15 protein-coding genes are annotated in these 19478 nt (G+C 69.2%); 5 read left to right on the top strand and 10 right to left on the bottom strand.

Translation table 11 applies throughout. The features are described from left to right. Positions 1-38: 38 nt before the first annotated feature. From ACFWFI_RS25910 to ACFWFI_RS25890, 5 genes are all read right to left on the bottom strand, one after another. Positions 39-2381: a rhamnogalacturonan lyase gene (locus tag ACFWFI_RS25910; RefSeq protein ID WP_387394534.1), complete on the bottom strand. Its 2343-nt coding sequence runs from the start codon at positions 2379-2381 to the stop codon at positions 39-41. A 164-nt stretch (positions 2382-2545) separates the two neighbouring features. Further along, a complete protein-coding gene (locus tag ACFWFI_RS25905; RefSeq protein ID WP_387394532.1) occupies positions 2546-4555 on the bottom strand; it encodes a beta-galactosidase in 2010 nt (669 codons plus the stop codon). 95 nt (positions 4556-4650) lie between these two features. Next, a complete protein-coding gene (locus tag ACFWFI_RS25900; protein WP_387394530.1) occupies positions 4651-5967 on the bottom strand; it encodes an ABC transporter substrate-binding protein in 1317 nt (438 codons plus the stop codon). 35 nt (positions 5968-6002) lie between these two features. Continuing rightward, positions 6003-6785 (bottom strand): carbohydrate ABC transporter permease, encoded by a 783-nt coding sequence (locus tag ACFWFI_RS25895; RefSeq protein WP_387394528.1) that lies wholly within the window; start codon positions 6783-6785, stop codon positions 6003-6005. A 106-nt stretch (positions 6786-6891) separates the two neighbouring features. After that, positions 6892-7836, bottom strand: coding sequence for a carbohydrate ABC transporter permease (locus ACFWFI_RS25890; protein WP_387394527.1), 945 nt, complete (start codon positions 7834-7836; stop codon positions 6892-6894). A 693-nt stretch (positions 7837-8529) separates the two neighbouring features. Between ACFWFI_RS25890 and ACFWFI_RS25885 the strand changes: the two genes are divergently transcribed. Then, positions 8530-9606 (top strand): LacI family DNA-binding transcriptional regulator, encoded by a 1077-nt coding sequence (locus tag ACFWFI_RS25885; protein WP_387394525.1) that lies wholly within the window; start codon positions 8530-8532, stop codon positions 9604-9606. Positions 9607-9667: 61 nt separating this feature from the next. Here the strand turns inward: ACFWFI_RS25885 and ACFWFI_RS25880 are convergent, their stop codons facing one another. From ACFWFI_RS25880 to ACFWFI_RS25870, 3 genes are read right to left on the bottom strand one after another with little or no spacing between them, the layout of a single operon-like run. Further along, positions 9668-10408: a cupin domain-containing protein gene (locus ACFWFI_RS25880; protein WP_387394523.1), complete on the bottom strand. Its 741-nt coding sequence runs from the start codon at positions 10406-10408 to the stop codon at positions 9668-9670. Continuing rightward, positions 10405-11406: a DUF6807 domain-containing protein gene (locus tag ACFWFI_RS25875; RefSeq protein WP_387394521.1), complete on the bottom strand. Its 1002-nt coding sequence runs from the start codon at positions 11404-11406 to the stop codon at positions 10405-10407. Before ACFWFI_RS25875 ends, ACFWFI_RS25880 begins: the two co-directional genes overlap by 4 nt. Then, entirely contained in the window at positions 11403-12554 is a 1152-nt protein-coding gene (locus ACFWFI_RS25870) for a Gfo/Idh/MocA family protein (RefSeq protein WP_387394519.1), read from the bottom strand. The genes ACFWFI_RS25875 and ACFWFI_RS25870 overlap by 4 nt, the downstream gene beginning before the upstream one ends. Before the next feature lie 243 nt (positions 12555-12797). On the opposite strand from ACFWFI_RS25870, the gene ACFWFI_RS25865 reads away from it, so the two are divergent. Beyond that, complete coding sequence (locus ACFWFI_RS25865; RefSeq protein ID WP_387394517.1) at positions 12798-13829, top strand: LacI family DNA-binding transcriptional regulator; 1032 nt, start codon at positions 12798-12800, stop codon at positions 13827-13829. Between the two features lie 99 nt (positions 13830-13928). Here the strand turns inward: ACFWFI_RS25865 and ACFWFI_RS25860 are convergent, their stop codons facing one another. Next, positions 13929-15179 (bottom strand): MFS transporter, encoded by a 1251-nt coding sequence (locus ACFWFI_RS25860; RefSeq protein ID WP_387394515.1) that lies wholly within the window; start codon positions 15177-15179, stop codon positions 13929-13931. A 133-nt stretch (positions 15180-15312) separates the two neighbouring features. On the opposite strand from ACFWFI_RS25860, the gene ACFWFI_RS25855 reads away from it, so the two are divergent. Continuing rightward, entirely contained in the window at positions 15313-16248 is a 936-nt protein-coding gene (locus ACFWFI_RS25855; RefSeq protein ID WP_387394513.1) for a LysR family transcriptional regulator, read from the top strand. 213 nt (positions 16249-16461) lie between these two features. After that, the gene (locus tag ACFWFI_RS25850; RefSeq protein WP_387394511.1) at positions 16462-16881 is read left to right on the top strand and encodes a hypothetical protein; all 420 of its coding nucleotides are present in this window, start codon (positions 16462-16464) and stop codon (positions 16879-16881) included. A gap of 244 nt (positions 16882-17125) precedes the next feature. On the opposite strand, the gene ACFWFI_RS25845 is transcribed toward ACFWFI_RS25850, so the two are convergent. Then, positions 17126-18922 carry an ABC transporter ATP-binding protein gene (locus tag ACFWFI_RS25845; RefSeq protein WP_387394509.1) on the bottom strand — a complete coding sequence of 599 codons (1797 nt, stop codon included), beginning with the start codon at positions 18920-18922 and terminating at the stop codon, positions 17126-17128. A gap of 211 nt (positions 18923-19133) precedes the next feature. Between ACFWFI_RS25845 and ACFWFI_RS25840 the strand changes: the two genes are divergently transcribed. Then, entirely contained in the window at positions 19134-19424 is a 291-nt protein-coding gene (locus tag ACFWFI_RS25840; protein ID WP_387394507.1) for a hypothetical protein, read from the top strand. Positions 19425-19478: the final 54 nt, after the last annotated feature.

Raw genomic sequence — 19478 nt, 5'->3', positions numbered from 1 at the left:
GTCCGGGGCTCCCCGCTCCTTCGTACGTACGGGTGATCTCAGTGAAGGTTCGGGATCGGCACCTGGGAGAAGTCGGTGTCCGAGGCGAGGTAGAAGCTCGGGTAAGCGGGCTGGTTGTAGACGGTCTGCTGCCGGGCCACCTCCGCCCGGTACTGCGGGTCGTGCATCAGGGTGTACAGCTTGTGGTGCGTGAGCTCCGTGCTGACGTAGATGCGCATCGCGGAACTGTCCGTGGTCGGCAGCAGGAGCTCCTCGCGCCAGTCTCCGAAGATGTCGGCGACCAGGGACGGGTTCCCCTTGGTGTAGTTGTTCGTCGTCGTGCCCTGGGCGGTGAGCAGGGTGCCACGCCGCCAGTCCCGCACCTCGGGTGTCTGGTAGGTGGTGGTGGTCGCTCCGTGGACGATCTGTGTGGTCAGGTCGCCGGCCCAGCGGATGCTCTGGTTGGTTCCGGGGGTCTCCTTGCCGAGGGGCTCGCCCTGCGCGCTGAAGAGCCCGACGGGGTCACCGCCCGAACCCTCGACGGCGTTGGACCAGACTTCGAGTCCGGGGCGGGAGGGATCGATGTCGCCGATCATGCCGCGTCCGGTGTCGACACCGGTGTACCCGCCGAAGAGGACCTCGCCGGTGGCGGCGTCACGCATGGTGTAGCCGTACGGGGCGGAGGTGCCGGCCTCGTGGACGGCGAAGATCTCCGTTCCCGGGCGCCGGGGGTCGATGTCGGCGACGTGCATGGCGTCGCCGTGCCCCAGCCGCGCCGTCTTCCCCGGGGCCGAACTGCCCTCCGGGAGCGTTCCGGTGGAGCTGTAGAGGAGGCTGCCGTCGTCGTCGAGCGTGGCCGAGCCGTAGACGATCTCCTGCCGGCCGTCGCCGTCCACGTCCGCGGCGCTCAGGGAATGGAAGCCCTGGCCGGTGAGCGACGCGTAGGCGGGGTTGCGCCCCTCCTCGCTCTTCGCGGTGTTGTCGAACGGGTTGTTCATGGTCGTGAAGCCGCTGTCCGCCTTCCACTCCACGCGCAGATGCTTGCCGTCCCAGCGGTAGGCGGCCAGGGTCGCGCGGGTGTAGTAGCCGCGGGCGAAGACGGCCGAGGGGTGGGTGCCGTCGAGATAGGCGACCCCGGCGAGGAAGCGGTCGACGCGGTTGCCGGGCTCGATGCGTTTGCCCGCGTAGTCCCCCCACATCAGCCCGTCGTCGACGCGGCCGAACGGGTAGCGGATCGTCTCCAGTTCCTTGCCGCTCGCGCCCGCGAAGACGGTCAGGTACTCGGGACCGTCGAGGATGAAGCCCTCGAACGCGCGAAGCTTGTTGTTGGCCGAACGGGAGGGCGCGTACACGTCGATGAAGTAGTCGACCAGGTCCTCGGCGTGCGCACGGCTGAGGGGATAGGGGTAGGCGTCACGGCCGGTGATGCCGAGGGCCTTCTCGATGGTGGCCGGCCAGGTGCCGGCCTCGACCTCGGGATGCGTGCTCCAGCCCATGAACACCTTGACCAGGTGGTCGCGGAAGCCGGGGGCGCTGAGCTGGTAGTTGTCCTCGTGCGTGTATCCGGCGGCCCTGTCCTTCCGGGGCATCGTGATGTAGCGCCGGGACACCGGTTCACCGTCGGCGCCGTAGCGGGTGACGCTGGTGCCCGGAGCGGTCTTGAGCATCATCTCGGAGCGCCCGTCGCCGTCGAAGTCGTAGACGAGGAACTGTGTGTAGTGCGCGCCCGCCCGGATGTTCGGGCCGAGGTCGACGCGGTTGAGCAGGGTGCCGTCGAGTTCGTAGGTGTCGATGTAGGTGTTCCCGGTGTAGCCGACCTGGGAGACGTCCTTGGCGTTGGAGGGGTACCACTTGACGACGTACTCGTAGGCCCCGTCGCCGTCGACGTCCCCGACACTCATGTCGTTGGCGCTGTAGGTGTACGTCTGGCCCGCCGGCGTGACGCCGTCGGCCGGCTTGCGCAGGGGCAGGTCGTAGTAGTCCTTCGACTGCGGGGTGACGGGTTCGCTCCTGCGGCCCTCGCGTCCGTCCACGACGGCGACGACACGGTAGCTCGCGTTCCCGGTCGGGTCGGTGTCAACGTAGTTGGTGCTGTCCGTCACGGTGGCCAGACGCCGGCCGTCACGGTAGACACGGAAATCGGCACCGCTCATCCCTGTCTGCGTGGCGCCGGTGACTTCCTGCCCGAGCAGCCGCCAGCTGAGGAACACACCCTCGTCGCTGCGCACGGCGACCAGCCCGCGGTCGAGGTGTTCCAACTGCACGGCCCGTGTCGTGCCCTTGTCATGACCGGCGGACCGGGCCTGCGCGGTCACGGGGCCCGTACCGAGCAGGAGCGACCCGGCGATGAGTGAGGCGAGCAGGGCGGCGGCTCTCCGGCGGGTGGGGCGGGTACTTGTCATCACAGCTCTCTTCCGGTCGTGTGGCTCTCTGTCCTGCGATCGGGTGCGGGGCCGGTCGAAGTGGAGGCCGTGCTCGGACGGGCGGCCCCGCGGCCGGGACGTCGTCGATGTCGTCGATGTCGTCGATGTCTTCCAGGAGCGGCGTCCGGGCCCATGGGGTCGCGTCAGCGCTCGTGGACGACGGCGGTCTCCAGCGCGGGCACGGTGAGCAGCGCCGATACGTCCTGGCCGCGCAGGAGCTCATGGCCTGCGGCCGGCACTGCGACGTCTTGGGTCGTGTGGTTGATGAGGAAGAGGAAGCTGGTGCCGTCGTCGCTGTGCCGGCGTACGGCCTCGACGCCGTGCGGCAGGCCGGCGACTGCCGGGGCCACGTCCGCCTCGGCCAGGAGGGCCTCGACGACGCCTGCCACTCCGTCGTCGTCGGGGCGGGTCGCGACGTACCAGGCGTTTCCGCGGCCGACGCTGTTGCGGGTGACGGCGGGAAGTCCGGCGAGAGGACCGTCGGCCCAGGTCCGTACCGCGTTCGCGCCCTCGAGGTGGGTTTTCTCGCTCCACAGGTCTGCCCGTGTGCCGTCGTCCAGGGTGAGCACTTCGTCGTCCTGGAGCGGATGGAACTCCTCGGAGCGCACGCCGAGCAGGTCGCGGAAGGCGCCGGGGTAGCCGCCGAGCCGCACGTGGTCGTTCTCGTCCACGATGCCGCTGAAGAAGGTGATGAGGACACTGGCGCCCGCGCGCGCGGCGCCCGCGATGCGCGCCGCGTCCTGGTCGTCGACGGTGTACAGGGTGGGGACGATCAGGGCCCGGTAGCCGGTCAGGTCCGCCCCGGGAGACACGATGTCGACGGTGACGCCACGCCGCCACAGGGCGCGGTACCAGCGCATCACCTCGTCCAGGTAGCTGAGGGCCTGCGTGGGATGACCCTCCATCTCGGAGCCCCACCAGGATGGGTAGTCGAAGACGAGAGCGGTGTCCGCCGTGACGCGGCTCCCCCGGACCGGTGCCAGTGACCGGAGACGCCGGCCCAGCTCCACGGTGTTGCGCCACACATCGGAGTCCCGTCCGACGTGCGGGAGCATGGCGGAGTGGTACTTCTCGGCCCCTGCGGCGGACTGCCGCCACTGGAAGAACATCACGGCGTCGGCGCCCCGTGCCACGTGGGCGAGCGAGTTGCGCAGCATCTCCCCGGCGCGTTTGGCGCCGTTCCGGGGCTGCCAGTTGACCGCCGACGTCGAGTGCTCCATCAGCATCCACGGTGCCCCTCCCGCGACACCCCGGCTGAGGTCGGCGCTGAAGGCGAGGCCGATATGGGCCTCGGGATCGCGGGAGACGAGGTAGTGGTCGTTGGCCACCACGTCCATGTCGTCGGACCAGGAGAAGTAGTCCACCCACTTGTTGGCGGTGGTCATCATGAAGTTCGTCGTCGTCGGTACGTCGGGGGTGACTTCGCGCAGTACATCGCGAAGGGCCCGGTAGTGGACGAGTTGCTCGTCGGAGGAGAAGCGCGCGAAGTCGAGCTGCTGCGTCGGGTTGACGAACGTGGGGGCGGATCTCGGCGGCAGGATCTCTTCGAAGGAGTCGTACCGCTGGGCCCAGAAGGCCGTGCCCCAGGCGGTGTTGAGGGACTCGATCGTGCCGTAGCGGCTCCGGAGCCAGCCGCGGAAGGCCTCGGCGGCGGCGTCCGAGTAGTCGTGGGGCACATGGCAGCCGAGTTCGTTGTCGACGTGCCACACCGCCAGCGCGGGATGGTCACCGTAGCGCTCGGCCATCCGGCGGGTCATGCGCAGGGCGTAGTCACGGAAGACCGGCGAGGAGACCGCGTAGGACTGCCTGCTGCCCTGGTGGAGGACGGTGCCGTCGGCGAGTTCCGGCAGGATCTCCGGGTGCTTGCGCGTGAGCCACGGCGGCGGCGACGCGGTGGCGGTGGCCAGGGCGACTCCTATGCCGGCGGCGTGCAGCCGGTCGAGCGCCGCGTCCAGCCAGCCGAAGTCGAACCGGCCTTCGCGTGGCTCCAGTTGCGCCCAGGAGAAGATGGCGACGCTGACGAGGCCGACGCCGGCCTCCTTCATCAGTTCCACGTCTTCCAGCTGGACGTCCAGTGACCACTGCTCGGGGTTGTAGTCACCACCGTAGACGATCCCGTCGGTACGCAGCGGCCAGGGGCGTTCGGTCGTCATTCTGTTCCATCCTCTTGCGGGCACCCGGGGGCCTGTTCCGGTCCCGGGTGGTGTGCTGGCGGGCAGCGGTCGCTGTCGTGCGGGAAGGGATCCGCTCAGCGGGCGGACTCGACCATGTCGGTCATCTCGTCGACGAATCCGGTGGCGGCCTCGTGCGCGCCCATCCGGCCGAAGACGACTTCCTGGTTGTAGCGGGCCAAGGTCTGTTCGACGTTGCTGGCGCCGTTGGGGATGACGGCGGGCGAGCCGGCGACACGGCCGTCCTCCAGCCATTCCAGGTAGGTGAGTACGGTCCGGTCGTCCTCGGCCAGGTCCGGTGCGACCCCTTGGCGGACCGTCTGCACCGCCGGGATGCCACGCTCGACCCCGAGGATCTTGGCCGCGTCGGGATCGCCGACGAGGAAGTTGATCAGCAGGGCCGATTCGGCGGGGTGCTGGGACTGGGAGGAGATCGACCAGTACATGCCCGGCTTGATGAACTGGAAGGGCTCGGCCTGATCCGACGGGAGGTTGACGACGGCGAACTTGTCGCCTCCGCTCGCCGCGGCGTAGGCGGGCAGCTGACTCGAGTACGCCACGCTCATCGCGACCTTGCCTGTGGCCAGCGGGGACTGCTCCAGAGGAAGGGCCGAGGCGTCGGCCACGGCCGAGGGGCTGATCGACCTGTCCGCCTTCATCAACGCCGCACCCTCGGCCCAGAGGCCTTCCACCGTCTTCGGATCGACCGCGACGCTGCCGTCCTCGCCGAATATCGCCTCGCCGTGCTGGCGGGCATACAGCTCGAGGGCGGCCAGGCCACCCATCGGGTAGCTTCCGGAGACCTTCCCGCCCGACTTCTCGGAGACCTTCCGGGAGAACGCGGAGAACTGGTCCCATGTCCAGGAGGTGGTGTCGGGCAGTTCGAGGCCCAGCCGGTCCAGGATCGTGGTGTTGACCAGCACCCCCGCGGTGGTCACGGAATGCGGTGCCGCGTAGAGCGTGCCGCCTGACCTGCCGGTTTTCAGGATGCCGGGATCGAAGGAGGCCTTCTTGAAGTACTTGGACCTCTCCAGGTCGAGCAGGGCCCCTCGGTCGGCGTACGAGGCGAGGTAGAGCTGGTCCATCTGCATCACGTCGGGTGAGTTGCCGCCGGCGGACATCGTCGCCAGCCGGTCCCAGTAGCCGGTCCAGTCGGAGAATTCCAGCTCGACGTCGATGTTCGGATGCTTCTTCTCGAACAGCTCTACGGCTTGCTGGGTCAGCTGCTGCCGCTTGTCACCGCCCCACCAGGTCAGGCGGATCGAGACCGGCTCCTTGCTGAGCCGGTCCGCCCCTGGACCGTCACCCACGGCACATCCCGTGAGAGCTGCGGCGGACAGGAGAGCCGCCGTGATCAGGCAACTGGCCTTGCGGACCGCTCGCTTGTGAAACATGAGCATTCCCATCTGTGCCGAGGTGCAGCGCGGGCTCATTTGCCGCCGGTCGTCGCTATCCCTCGGATGAGGTAGCGCTGGCCGAAGGTGAACGCGAGCAGGACCGGGACGATCGATACGGCGCTCATCGCGAAAAGCGAGCCGTAGGAGGATTCGGACTGTGCGTCGATGAACGCCCGCAGGGCCACCGGCACGGTGTAGAGGTCGGGGTCGGTGACGAAGATCAGCTGGGTGAAGAAGTCACCCCACGTCCAGATGAACGTGAAGATCGCCGTCGTCGCGAGGGCCGGGGTCATCAGCGGCAGGATGATCTGGAGGAACGTACGCGCGTGGCCGGCACCGTCGATGCGCGCCGCCTCGTCCAGCTCTCGCGGCAGACCGCGGATGAACTGCACCATGAGGAAGATGAAGAATCCGTCGGTGGCGAGGAATTTCGGGATGATGAGCGGGAGGAAGCTGTTGATCCAGCCCAGTTGGGCGTAGATCACGTACTGCGGGACGATGACCACATGGATCGGCAGCATGATCGTCACGAGCATGATGGAGAAAGCGGTCTTCTTGTACCGGAAGGAGAGCCGCGCGAAGGCATACGCCGCCATGGAGCAGGTGACGAGATTCCCGATGATCGCGCCGAGCACCACGATCCCCGAATTCACCAGATACGTACTGAACGGCTGCGAGAGGGCGTTCCAGCCGTTGGTGTAGTTCTCGGTGGCGAAGGTGTCCAGGAAGATACCCGAGTCGGTGAATATGCTGCCGTCCGGCCGTAGCGAACTGACGACCATCCACAGCACGGGATAGAGCGCGATCACCACCATCGTGACAAGGAGTACGTGCCGGAGGCCCCGGCGTATCGGAAGGCTTCGTTTGCGTCGTACCGGGGCACTGTCCGCCCGTGAGGAAGTGAGGCGCGCGGTCGGATTCTCAGTCGTCATAGAACACCCAATACTTCGAGGCCCAGAAGTTGATCGCGGTGAAAGCGCCGATGATGATCAGCAGCAGCCAGGCGAGTGCGGACGCGTAGCCCATGCGGAAGGACCCGAAACCCTCCTGATAGAGGTAAAGGGTGTAGAAGAGGGTCGAGTCGGCGGGGCCACCTGTTCCTCCGGAGACCACGAATGCCTGGGTGAAGGACTGGAAGGCATTGATGATCCCGAGCACGAGATTGAAGAACACCATGGGGGTGAGCAGCGGCAGGGTGATCGACCGGAACTGCCGCCAGGTGCTCGCACCGTCCGTCGAGGCCGCCTCGTAGTACTGCCGGGGAATCTGCCTCAGCCCGGCCAGGAAGATCACCATGGGTGATCCGAACGTCCAGACGTGCAGGAGGATGATGGTCCCCAGCGAGGTGTCCGGATCCGATATCCAGCTTCGTCCGACGACACCGAAGAGGCCGAGGAAGTCGTTGAAGAGACCGTCCTCGCCGAAGACCACCCTCCACAGCACGGCGATCGCCACGCTCCCGCCCAGCAGGGACGGGAGGTAGAGCGCCGAACGGTAGAAGGACAGTCCCCGCATGCCCCGGTCGAGCAGCAGGGCGAGACCGAGCGCGACGGCCAGCTGGAGAGGCACGCTGACCGCGACGTAGGTGAAGGTGACGGCCAGCGAATTGTGCAGCCGGGCATCGTCGAGCATGCGCGTGATGTTTTCGAAGCCGGTGAAATCGGCACTCTGGAGCAGGTTGTAGTCGGTGAACGCCAGATAGAGCGAGACCAGCATCGGTCCGCCCGTCAGCCCCACCACGCCGATCAGCCACGGCAGCAGGAACACGGCGGCGGCCTTGTCGTCACGCCGGCCGGCCTTCTTCTCGTCCTTGCTCAGCGGGCGCTTTCGATCGGAGGAGATCCGGCGCAGTTCAGCGAGACTCATCGCGCCCCACCCCGGAACGTGACGACCACCATGGGGACGCTGTATCCCCGAGCACCGTCAGCTCTCGACACGGCTCGATCCGAGCGAGTGATGAATCCATGGGGCACTTCCCCTGACTGTAGAACCGGATCACTTCTGAACAGGAATCACCGGAGGATTCCGGCGCGCTCCGGACGACCGGTGACACCTTCGACCGGCCCGGCGGGCACCGGGGATGGACACGACGTACGCGAAAGGGGCATTCCGACGCCATAAGGGTTGTAACGTTTCAATAGAGTCCGCCATGGGTCCCACGACGTCACTTCCATTGATCGGCCACGGATGTTCTTCACGTACTCGCGGTCCCACGCGCCCGAAAGGATCCCGCCCCGCGCGCACAGATCGGACGCTTCGGACATCGAAGAACAAAGGCCTTCCGCGAAAGGCTTGTTGCGGCTCTGCGGGAGACGCTCCGGAATTTTCCCGGCCGACCGGATCCCGCTTCGGAAGGAGCCTAGGCACCCCCGTATGTTGACGTCAACATCCGTGCAGCAGGAATGCGCAGGACGACGAGGATCCCACTCCGGGCAGCATCTGCTCCGGTGAACTCGTCGGGTGACGGGCGGACTTCGTCACGCCCCGGTTCGGGGGCGTCCGCTCGCATACCCTGGCGGGGATCACATACCACTCGGTGGGCGGTGCCCGGAGGAAGCGATGGACGGCGTGCGAGCAGAATCCGGGCAGGCGCGGCAGCGACGGCGCGACGCGTCCATCGACGACGTGGCGCGGCGGGCCGGCGTCTCGGGCCAGACGGTTTCCCGCGTCGCCAACGGCCGCGACAACGTGGGTGCGGCGACCCGGGAACGCGTGCTGGCCGCCATGAGCGAGCTGGGTTACCGCCCCAACAGCGCGGCCCGCGCCCTGAGATCGGGTCAGTTCCGCAGCATCGGGGTCATCGTCTTCACCCTTACCTCCTACGGGAATCTGCGGACCCTGGAGGCCGTCGCCGCCGCGGCCACCGAACGGCGCTACACGATCACTCTGCTGCCGTTGACGCACCCCACCCACGCCGATGTGAGCATCGCCCTCGACCGTCTGGGCGAGCAGGCCGTCGACGGAGTCATCGTGCTCATCGAGTCCCACCTGATCGGCACGGCCGAGGCGCAGCTCCGCCGGGGCATTCCCGTCGTCGTCGTGGACTCCCGGGCGGCCGATCGCTCCGCCGTGGTGGACACCGACCAGTTCACGGGCGCACGCATGGCGACCGAACACCTCCTGGAGCTCGGCCACGAGACCGTCTGGCACGTCGCCGGCCCCCGGGACTCCTACTCCGCCGACCTGCGTCTGCGGGGCTGGCGTGAGACCTTGCTCGCCCACGGCCGGCCCGTGCCCGAGCCGATCCACGGCGACTGGTATTCCGACTCCGGCTACGCCGCCGGGCAGAGGCTCGCCACCGAACCGGAGCTGACAGCCGTCTTCGCCGCGAACGACCAGATGGCACTGGGTGTACTGCGCGCTCTGACGGAGGCGCACCGGCGCATCCCCCAGGACGTGAGCGTGGCCGGATTCGACGACATGCCCGAGGCCAGAAATTTCATCCCCCCTCTGACGACCGTCCACCAGGACTTCGCCGCTATCGGCAGGACAGCCGTGCAGGCGCTCGTCCAGGAGATCGAGGGCGGACCACCCGCGGAGTACAAGGAGATCGCCCCCCGGCTCGCGGTCCGGAGCAGTACGGGCAAGCCCGCCGGGCACCGGCCGGAGCGCTCCGCGCCGGTGGCCGGACGGTGAGTGGACGTCCACCGATGTCCTGGACACCCACTCGCCGTTCCGGCTCACCGGCGGGGCCCGGTCAGAGCTGCCAGGTCTGCAGGCGGCCACACATGCCGTACCGCGCGGGTCCGGGCCGGGCGGCCTGTTCCACAACGGTGGCGCCGGCAAGGTGGCCGGCTCCGCCGGAGGCGAGGGATGCGAGCGCGGAGACCGTCTCGGCCGTGCTCCGCTCCACACCCGCCCGGACGATCGCCCGCCACTCGGGCACCCGCCCGGCGACCAGGCGCCCGGCGGCCGCGTAGAGGTCCGCCAGCCCCGCACCACCTTCGGTGTCCACGCGAGCGCGGAGTTCCGCGTACCCGCTGAGGGCGAGGTCGCGTCGGCGGCGGGCCGCGTCGGCCACATGGGGATCGTCGGGACCCGCGGGTGACTGGGCGGGGAGCGCCGAGGCCTCCCGGTACCGCTCCGGATCCGTGAGCACTTCGCGGGGGAACGTCAGCACGGCGTCCCCCGCCTCGGGCAGGCCCGCGTTCGACATCACCACGAGGACTTCCAGGTCTCCGTCGTTGACCAGCCGGTGGACCACCCCGGGCGTGAACCACACGACCTTCCCGGGGATCAACCGGTGCTCGGCGTAACCGTCCTGGCTGAGCGTCTGCACGGCCCCCTCACCGCCGATGACCACATAGCCCTCCGAAGAGGTGGTGTGCAGATGCGGCGTTCCGCTGCCCACCAGACCTGCGCCGTCGGCTGCCGGCCAGTCGTAGACCGTGAGCCTGCTGACCGAGGTTCCTCCGGGAAAAGGCGGGCGGGCGCTCACAGCTCCCCCTTGTTCGCCCGCGACAGCGCGTCGCGGCCGAGCTCGGCGAGCAGCTCCGCCCGTTCGGGGTCGCCGGCACCGTCGGCGATCACGACGGCGTAGCGGAAGGTGAGAGTCTGCCCGGGGCTGAACGGCACTTCCTCGCTGAAGAACGGTGCCGGGTTGGCGCAGCCGAACATCTCGGTCCGCATGAACCACTGCGGGGGATGCTGCGGGTTCGCGGTGTCGTCCACCATGACGACGGTGGAGGCACCGCCCCGGTCGTCGTGCCGGCCGCTGAAGCCCATCCATTCCGCGCGGGTGCCGCGCACCTCCTCGCCGCCGGCGACACCCGGAGCCAGGATCGCGCCTCCGGTGAACGAGCGCGGGCCCCGCCAGAACAGGCCGCCGTAGCCCGCGTTCTCGCGGCCCTTCGTCGTGGGCGAGCCGATGTCGAGCTGTTCGTCGCCGACGTTGGTCATGGCGGAGGAGAAGGTGAGCACCCACGCGTCCTCCGCCTGGGGGACGAGCACGGACCAGCGGCGCTCCTCGGTGATGACGTCGCTCCCCCGCTCCTGCCCCGGCCGGGGCTGGGCGCGCCATGTGAGGTGGTGCCCCAGGTTCACCGAATCCGCGGTGACGGACAGGCCGGTGCACCTTTCGTGGTCCATGGAGCCGTTGTTCGCCAGCTGGACGTAGTCGCTGCCGTGGACGTAGGTCGGGCCGCCCCAGAAGTTGTGATCCCCGACGTTCGGCAGGGACCAGGTGATTCCCTTGTGCCAGACGTGGTCCCACGGCCGGAACGCCGTGACGACATCGCCTCCGAGCGTGCGTACGGGGTGGAAGTACGGTCGGGGTGACTCCAGTTGGACGTCGTCCGGTGCGTAGACATAGGTGAGCAGGGGTGTGCCGTCGTGGGTGACGGTCACCGCCCGGTCGACCTCGTGGAGGGCCCGCAGTCCGGTGCCGCGTGCGGTGGAGGTGTCGGTACGGGGCACTGCGATGTCGGTACGGGTCACAGCGATGCGCCTTCCAGCGAGAGGTCTTCGGCCCAGGGGGCTCCGGTGCCGTCCATGCGGGTGTAGAAGGGATGACCCGGGACGATCTCGCCCTTGCGTACGGTCTTGCCGGTGAACGCCGATGCGTACATCGCCGCGACCAGCTCCATCGTGTCGCGCGCCTCGCGCAGCGGAACCGGCAGCGGCCCACCGCTGTCCATGGCGTCGAGAACTGCTCCCACCTGGTCCGCGTGGCAGCTCTGCCCGTCGGTGGCGACGGTCGCCAGGGAGTCGGTCACGGATTCCTGCCCGGGGGCGGGTGTGATCGTCCAGTCGTCCCTGGAATAGCCGTAGAGGTGCTCGACCTCCACGGTCGCCCGCTCCGTGTCGATCCGCAGGACCGAGGTCTCACGCGGCGACAGCAGCGAGTTGACGAGCGTCGCCAGTGCCCCGTTGCCGAATCGCACCAACGCTGTGGAGACGTCCTCGGTGGCGGTCTCCCGGGCGAGGCGCGCCGCCATGGCACTCACCTCGGTCCAGTCGCCCAGGAGTGCGAGCAGGAGGTCGAACTGGTGGATGCCGTGGCCCATGGTCGGGCCCCCGCCTTCGACGTCCCACTTGCCGCGCCACGGCACGGCGAAGTACTCAGGCGGCCGGTACCACATGGTGTCGCAGACGGCGACGAGTGGGCGCCCGAGGGCGCCCTCGCGAAGGAGTTGACGCAGCCTCAGGCCGGTCGCGCCGAAACGGTGCTGGAAGACGACGGCGACATCCACACCGTTGCGTTCGGACGCTTCCAGGAGTTCGTCGAGTTCGGCGAGGCTGAGGGCCGGCGGCTTCTCGAGCAGGACAGGCACTCCGGCTTCGATGCACTGAAGGGCCAAGGGCACGTGGGAGCCCGGCGGGGTGCAGATGTGGGCCAGGTCCGGCCGCTTCCGGAGCGCCTGGGCGAGGTCGGTGCTCCAGTGCGGGATCCCGTGCCCGGCCGCGAAGTCCTCGGCGCGGCGGGCATCGATGTCGACGGCTGACACGACGGCCGCTCGCCCCTGGTGGGCGGCGACCGCGGAGGCATGGGCGTGTGCGATGGCGCCGGTACCGATGACGAGGTGACGACGCACGGGCGCTGCGCCGGCGAGCGGCTCCTGGGGGCTCGGGACAGGGTCGTTCACGGTTTCCTCTCGTGCTGCGACTGAGCGCTGGTGACTGAAGAGCTGATCCGTTTAGTGAACGTTCACCACGATGGTGATCGTTCACTAATGACCCGTCAAGAGGTTGGGCCCATTTATCGGAATCGGGACGGCGCGCAGCAAGGCCCGCCCGCCGCACCTCTGCCGGATCCCGCCGTGGGCTAGGATCGTGAACGATCACAAAAGCTCGGCTTGTCCTGGCTTCGGGGTGAAAGGGGTCGGGCTGTGCCCACAGGAGCCGAGGGCGGCAGGCGCCCGACGATTCGCGAGGTCGCACGGGTCGCGGGTGTCTCCCATCAGACCGTGTCGCGGTACATCCAGTTCGAGGGTGCCGGGATGAAGAGCGGTACCCGCGAGCGGATCAGCACGGCCATCGAGCAGCTCGGCTACCGTCCGAACCTCACCGCCCGGGCCATGCGCACCCACCGGACCGGACGTCTGGCCGTGCTCCTTCCGGCCGGCTCGGCCGCCAGCTCGCTGCCCATGCTCACCGGCGCGTCGACGGCCGCGCACGCATCCGGATACCACCTCGAGGTGGTGACACTGGACCGTTCGGCGGGCCCACGTACGGAGCGTGTCAACGAATTGGCGGACTCGGGCCAGTTCGAGGGGCTGGTGTCCCTCACGCCGCTGCTGCCCGACCTGGCCGGAACCACCGCTCCTGCGGTACCCGTCGTGGTGGCCGCCGACTACGACAACGAGATGCGCGCGCTGGGAGAGATGGCGGACGGGTCACCTGTCGCCGAGCTCATCGAGAAGCTCGCCCAGGACGGTCACCGCTGCTTCCTGCACGTGGCCGGTGACCGCGCCTACGCGACGGCACGCAGCCGCGAGCAGGTGTATCTGGAGACGATCGGCCGTCTCGGCCTGCGTTCAGCCGGCGTCGCGGCCGCAAGCTGGTCCCCGGAGTCGGCGCGGCAAGCCGTCCTGGGCCTGCCGTCCGGCACGGAGGTCACCGCGGTGATCGCCGCCAACGACGTGCTCGCCGCCGGGGTGGTCAGCGGTGCGGCCGAGCGCGGGTGGCGGGTGCCGGAGGACCTGAGCGTCACGGGCTGGGACAACAACCCGGTGGGGGCATGGCTGCCGCCCACGCTGACGACCGTGGACATCGACTTCGAGGCCCTTGGGCGGCGGGCCATGAACCGGCTGATCTCCGTACTGCGGGGCGCCGAGATGACGGAGCCGGTCGCCCCCGTGACACGAGTGCTCTGGCGAGGCTCCACGGCAAGGCCCCGCCCGGAGGCCCGGCTCCGCTGAAGGCCGTACCTCGCCCGGCCCTACGGACGGCATGCCCACCTCTTGGGCTGCGCCTGGAGCAGTACGGGCCGACGCGGCGGTGACGGCCGTGGCGGCCCGTCAGGTGCTGCTCGGTGCCGGCTCCGGCTGCTCGGACAGATGTGCTGCGGTGCGACGGAGGAGCAGCAGCGGGGTGGCCAGCACGAGCACGCCGGCCAGGCCGATGGCCGTACGCAGACCGAACAGTCCGCCCAGCACGCCCCAGCCGGCCGTCAGGAGTGCGGCCGAGGCCTTGGTCGTCACCGCCCAGGCGGACAGCGTGCGGGCGACCCGGTCGGTCGCGGTGCGCTGGAGGCGGTAGGTGGCGTAGACGGGGTTGAAGACCCCGCAGCAGAAGATGAGTCCGAGCTCGACGCCCATCACCAGCAGCAGCCCTCCGGTGCCCGGCCCCAGGAAGACCAGGCCGACGGGCCAGATCGCGCGCAGCGTCCCGGCCACGACCAGGACCTGGCGCTGCCCGAACCGGGTGACGAGCGGCCGGGCCAGCAGCGAACCGAGCAGCCCGCCGACGGAGGGCGCGGCGAAGGCGAGGCCGTACTGCCACGGTGTGAACCCGAGTCGGCCGAGCATCAGGACGGCCAGCAGCGGCTGGGCGGCCATCACCAGGCCGTTGAACAAGGCGGTGTTGAAGAAGAGCGGCCGCAGCGTCGCGTCGGCGAGGATGTACCGCCAGCCGTCGAGCAGATCCCCGGCCCGCATGCGCGCGGCCTCCCGGCGCTCGGGCCGCGGCTCGTGCCCACCCGTCGCGCGGATGCCCAGGGCCGAGAGCAGGTAGCTGACCGCGTCGGCCACCACCGTCACCACCGGACCGAGGAGCCCGATCGCCGCGCCTCCCAGCGGCGGCCCGATGATCGTGGTCGTCCAGGCCGTGGACTCGAACCGGGCGTTGGCGACGAGCAGGTCCTCCGCCGGCAGCAGCAGCCCCTTCAGATAGGCGCCGGAGGCGGCGCGGAAGGTGATGTCGGCCGCCGCGACGACGACCGAGACCAGCAGGAGCTGAAGGAAGGAGAGCGCGCCGAGCGCGAATGCGGCGGGGATCGTCAGCAGCGCCGCGAACCGCACCAGGTCCATCGCGATCAGCACCGCCCGCTTGCGGCGGAACTCCACCCACGGGCCGAGCGGCACAGCGACGACCGCGCCCACCGCGGCCCCCACGGAGGAGAGCGCTGCGACCTCGGCCGGTCCGGCGTGCAGCACCTGGATGGCGATCAGCGGGAAGGCACCGAAGGCGAGCCATGTGCCGAGGGCGCTGGTTCCGTACGCCCCCCAGAGCCACCCGAACCGCCGCCCGAGCCGGTGTCCGCTCCTCATGCCTGCCGCCCCTCGCCACCCACCCGCACAACCGATCCGCGATCGAAAACATCAAACCGGCAGCACAGACAGGGATCAAACAACTGAAGCGCCACCCATGCACAACCAATGGTTGTACTCATAGGGTGTCGTCATGGACCTCGACACCGTCCGGACCTTCATCGCCGCCGCCGACGCGGGGCAGTTCCAGGAGGCCGCCGCCGACCTGGCGGTCACCCAGCAGGCCGTCTCCAAGCGCATCGCCACGCTGGAGCGCAACCTCGGCGTGCGGCTGTTCACCCGGACCGCGCGCGGAGCCGAGCTCACCATCGACGGGCAGGCGTTCCTGCCCCACGCGCGCGAGCTGCTGCGCGTCGCCGAGCGCGCGGTCGCGTCCGTGCGCACCGGCCGCCGTCCGCTGCGTGTCGACGTGATCGCGTCGCGCAGCGCGCAGTCGGGCCTGATGCGCGGCTTCCACCGCGCACACCCCGACATCGAGCTCGACGTGATGATGCTGTTCGACATCGAGACGGCCGTCACCGCCATCCGGTCCGGTGCCATCGACGCGTCCTTCCGGGCCGTCGCCGTGCGTGGTCGGCCCCTTCCCGAGGACATCGAGTCCGTCCGGGTGCTCGACGAGCCGCTCCAGCTCCTCACCGGCCCCGCCCACGCGCTGGCGGGTGCCCGGTCGGTGAGCGTCGCCCAGCTCGCCGGGCACCGGATCTGGATGCCCGGCATCGTCCCCGGTACCGAGTGGGCCGCCTACTACGACGACCTGGTCGCCGAGTTCGGCCTCACCATCGAGGCGACCGGCCCCAACTTCGGCTCGGACGCACTCCTCGACACCATCGCCGACACCCCGGCCCTGGCGACCTTCATGGGCGAGCACACCCGCCTCGTCTGGCCCGCCGGCCACGGCCTGCGCCGCATCCCGGTGACCGACCCGACACCCGTCTACCCGCACTCGCTCCTATGGCACCGCGACAACCCCCACCCGGCGCTGGCCACCCTCCGCGCCCACCTCGCCGCCACAGCGACCGGCCACGACGCCGCCGGGACATGGACACCCGACTGGGTGTCGCCGCGCTGAACGCCGTCCGCGTCCGCGGTCGCCGTGGCCGGATCGACGGAAGGCGAGGCCGCAACCCCGCGACCGAGGTTGCGTTGTGAGCTCTGCGGGCCGGTCGGTGGACGCTGTGCGGCACCCGGGTGAAGACGGGTACCTGGCCCGAAACCATTGCCGGAACCGGCCAGTTCCATCCGCACAGGCGTCGATGACGACGCCGACTCGGAAGGAATGTTCGTGAAGCTCATTGGCCGCGCAACTATGGTCACCCTGTTCGCCCTGGGCGCCGCAGCCCTCGGCGTCGGCACCGCCTCCGCCCAGCCCGGGGACGCCACCCCCTTCTCCATCCAGTGCAACAACCCGGTGAACCTCTCCCTCGTCGACGCGTCCGGCGGAGCCTCGATCATCGATCGGCTGATCGATGTCAACCCTGTCGCCGGGCAGGACGCGAACGTCCAGCCGGCCCCCACCACTTGGGGCGGTGACGGCGGCGAAGGCGGACACGCTTCCAACGGCACCCTGCAGTCGGCGAACAACAACCGCTGCGGCAAGAGTTCCGACGTCGATGCCAGCACCCGCATCGACAAGAGCAAGCGCGTCGAGGTGAGCAAGGAGACCTACATCGACAACAGCCGCCGCCTCCTCGGCCTGTTCTGACATTCACGCAGTCAGCGGAGCGGACGTGGGATATCTGTTCCGATCCGCCGTCCTCACGCGTGGGGAGAAGTCGTTGACGGCGCCCGGAGAACCTCTCGTCCTGCTTGTCCCCGGCCGGTGGCGCCGGCCGGGGACGGTCTTGCGGGGGCCGGGCGTCGCTCTCCATCCCGCGTTCCCGCCGCTTCGGGGCGCCCCTCCCGGGGCGTCCCCTTCAGCAGGGGCCACGGAAGCGGCCCCGTCCGCGTCACCTCGGTTGGGCCGGCTGCAGTCCCGCGTACACACCATCCGTGCTCAACAGTTCCTCGTGTGTTCCCACCTCGGCGATCCGGCCGCCCTCCATGGCGACGATGCGGTCGGCCCCCTGGATCGTGGAGAGCCGGTGGGCGACGACGAAGACGGTCCGGCCGCGTACGAGTCGCGTGAGAGCTTCCTGCACGAGGGCCTCGGAACGGTTGTCGAGCGCGGAGGTGGCCTCGTCGAGCACCAGCACCCTCGGATCACGGATCAGCGCCCTGGCGATGGCGAGACGCTGCTTCTGACCGCCCGACAACTGTGCGCCGTGCTCCCCGATGACGGTGTCCAGGCCGCGCGGCAGGCCGTTCACGAATTCCAGCGCGTTGGCGTCCCGGAGGGCCCGCATCAGCGTCTCCTCCTCCGTGTCACCCATGCCGTAGGTGACGTTGTCGCGGATGCTGCCCTCGAAGAGGATCGATTCCTGGGGCACCACCGACAGGAAGCGCCGGTAGGTCCGGAGATCGAGCCCGGCCATGTCGGTTCCGTCGAGGAGGATGCGGCCCGAAGTGGGCCTGATGAACCCGATGATCAGGTTGAGCACTGTGGACTTGCCCGCGCCTGAGGCTCCGACGAATGCGATGGTCTCCCCCGGCCGTGCGGAGAGGGTGAACCCGTCGACCGCCGGCGCCCCCTCCTCGTAGGCGAATCCGACGTCCTCGAAGTCGATGCGGCCGACGACATTCTCGACGCGGGCCTTGCCGGCGTTGTTCTCCAGGTCGGGTGCCTGCAGTACCTCACCCGCCGAACGCACCGATTCCAGGCCCTTGGTGAGGATGGGGGCCAGGCCCAGCAAGGTCGTCACGGAGCCGGTCAGCACGGTGAAGAACGAGCTGAGCATCACCACGTCACCAGGGGTGATGGCCATCCACCCGTGGTACGCCACCAGGGCGGAGCCGGTGAGGCACAGGACGCCGAGCGTGTTGAGGATGACCCAGGCCAGCGACCCGAAGCGGCCGTTGATCATGTCCAGACGCATCCCGGCCGCGAAAACCTGGCGCAGCGACCCGTCGACCCGGCCGAGCGCGGTCCGTTCCAGGCCGTGGGCGCGGGTGATGGGGATGAGAGTGGTCATCTCGCCTACACGGGAGGAGAGTTGCTCGACCTCGCGGCGGAAGGACTCGTTGTGACTACGCAGCCGCCCACGCAGTTTCATCACGAGAAAGCCGGAGGCGGGGACCACGACGAGGAAGACGGGCAGGAACTCGGGCACGCGCACGCCGATGACGACGAGCCCGCCGATCAGCGTGACGACCGCGCCGAGACCCATGTCGGAACTCTGCTGGACCATCTGTTCCACGGCTTCGACGTCGCGTACCACCTTGGCCTGCAACACGCTCGAACTCACCCGCGAGTGATAGCCGATGGACAGTTGCTGCATCCGGCGGCAGAGGGCCGAGCGCAGAGTGGTGCCCATGCGCCGGATACTCCCGGCGAGGCAGCGTACGTACCACTGGTGGAGCGGGTAGTTGATCACCAGGATGAACAGCAGGACGCCGCTCGACTTCCAGATCCCCGATTCGGGACCGTGCTGGATGACCACGTCGAGGACGGTGGCGGTGATCAGCGGCAGCAGCCAGATGGGGCTGTGCTTCACGACGAAGATGGCGACCGCGAGGGCCAGCCGGCCTCGGTCGGGACGGAAGAGATGGCCGAGCGTGCGGACCGGGTTCTCGCCGCGGTAGCGGTGATCGAGGTGGTCGAAGGGTGCCAGGGGTTCGGCGGAGAGCGGTGAAAGCGCTTTCTTCATGGGTTCATCCCACCCGCTGCCGTCGCTGTCGACAACCCCCGTTCCACGGGAAGAGACAGAGGGCGCCCCTCTTCGCCGAGGCCTCCGGTGCACCGGCGGCCTCGGCTCCGGTGCACCGGCGGAGAATTCTTTCGGGGTCACGCTGCGTAATCCCGCGTCGACCGGGTAGCGGGCCGAGATGTTCAGATATAGGCGTGTACGAGTTCTGACCGTGCTGCTCAGCGGTTGGGTGGTACTGACCGCCGTGGAGCGATGGGCGGAGCGGGCACCGTGGCCGGGCGCGGTGCTGGGCGGGCTCCTGTGGTCGTGTGTGGTGGCCGGCGTCTGGTGGTTCGCCGAATGGACCCAGTCACCTCTGCGCACCGCGCGCGAGAGGGCGGCGGCACGCGAGTCCGCGGCGGCGGGCCCGCGGAAGGACGAGGCGCCGCGCGAGCAGGACGCGGGCACGGACGAACCGGTCGTCGGCAGGTCGTCCGGTGCCTCCACGCCGACACGACGCTGACCCCCTTGTCGCGCCCTGCGACAGACGAAACCGCCCGTGCGGCACTTCAAGAAG

It is taken from the genome of Streptomyces sp. NPDC060209 (assembly GCF_042728155.1).
GTDB lineage: Bacteria > Actinomycetota > Actinomycetes > Streptomycetales > Streptomycetaceae > Streptomyces.
Note: the sequence above shows the minus strand (reverse complement) of the source record. Positions and strands in the feature narration are given on the sequence as shown.

Excerpts from the sequence above, each read along its gene's own strand:
- ACFWFI_RS25905 (WP_387394532.1), bottom strand. The coding sequence starts at position 4,555 with ATGACGACCGAACGCCCCTGGCCGCTGCGTACCGACGGGATCGTCTAC.
- ACFWFI_RS25885 (WP_387394525.1), top strand. The coding sequence starts at position 8,530 with ATGGACGGCGTGCGAGCAGAATCCGGGCAGGCGCGGCAGCGACGGCGC.
- ACFWFI_RS25855 (WP_387394513.1), top strand. The coding sequence starts at position 15,313 with ATGGACCTCGACACCGTCCGGACCTTCATCGCCGCCGCCGACGCGGGG.
- ACFWFI_RS25890 (WP_387394527.1), bottom strand. The coding sequence starts at position 7,836 with ATGAGTCTCGCTGAACTGCGCCGGATCTCCTCCGATCGAAAGCGCCCG.
- ACFWFI_RS25910 (WP_387394534.1), bottom strand. The coding sequence starts at position 2,381 with ATGACAAGTACCCGCCCCACCCGCCGGAGAGCCGCCGCCCTGCTCGCC.
- ACFWFI_RS25895 (WP_387394528.1), bottom strand. The coding sequence starts at position 6,785 with ATGGTGGTGATCGCGCTCTATCCCGTGCTGTGGATGGTCGTCAGTTCG.
- ACFWFI_RS25860 (WP_387394515.1), bottom strand. The coding sequence starts at position 15,179 with ATGAGGAGCGGACACCGGCTCGGGCGGCGGTTCGGGTGGCTCTGGGGG.
- ACFWFI_RS25900 (WP_387394530.1), bottom strand. The coding sequence starts at position 5,967 with ATGTTTCACAAGCGAGCGGTCCGCAAGGCCAGTTGCCTGATCACGGCG.
- ACFWFI_RS25845 (WP_387394509.1), bottom strand. The coding sequence starts at position 18,922 with ATGAAGAAAGCGCTTTCACCGCTCTCCGCCGAACCCCTGGCACCCTTC.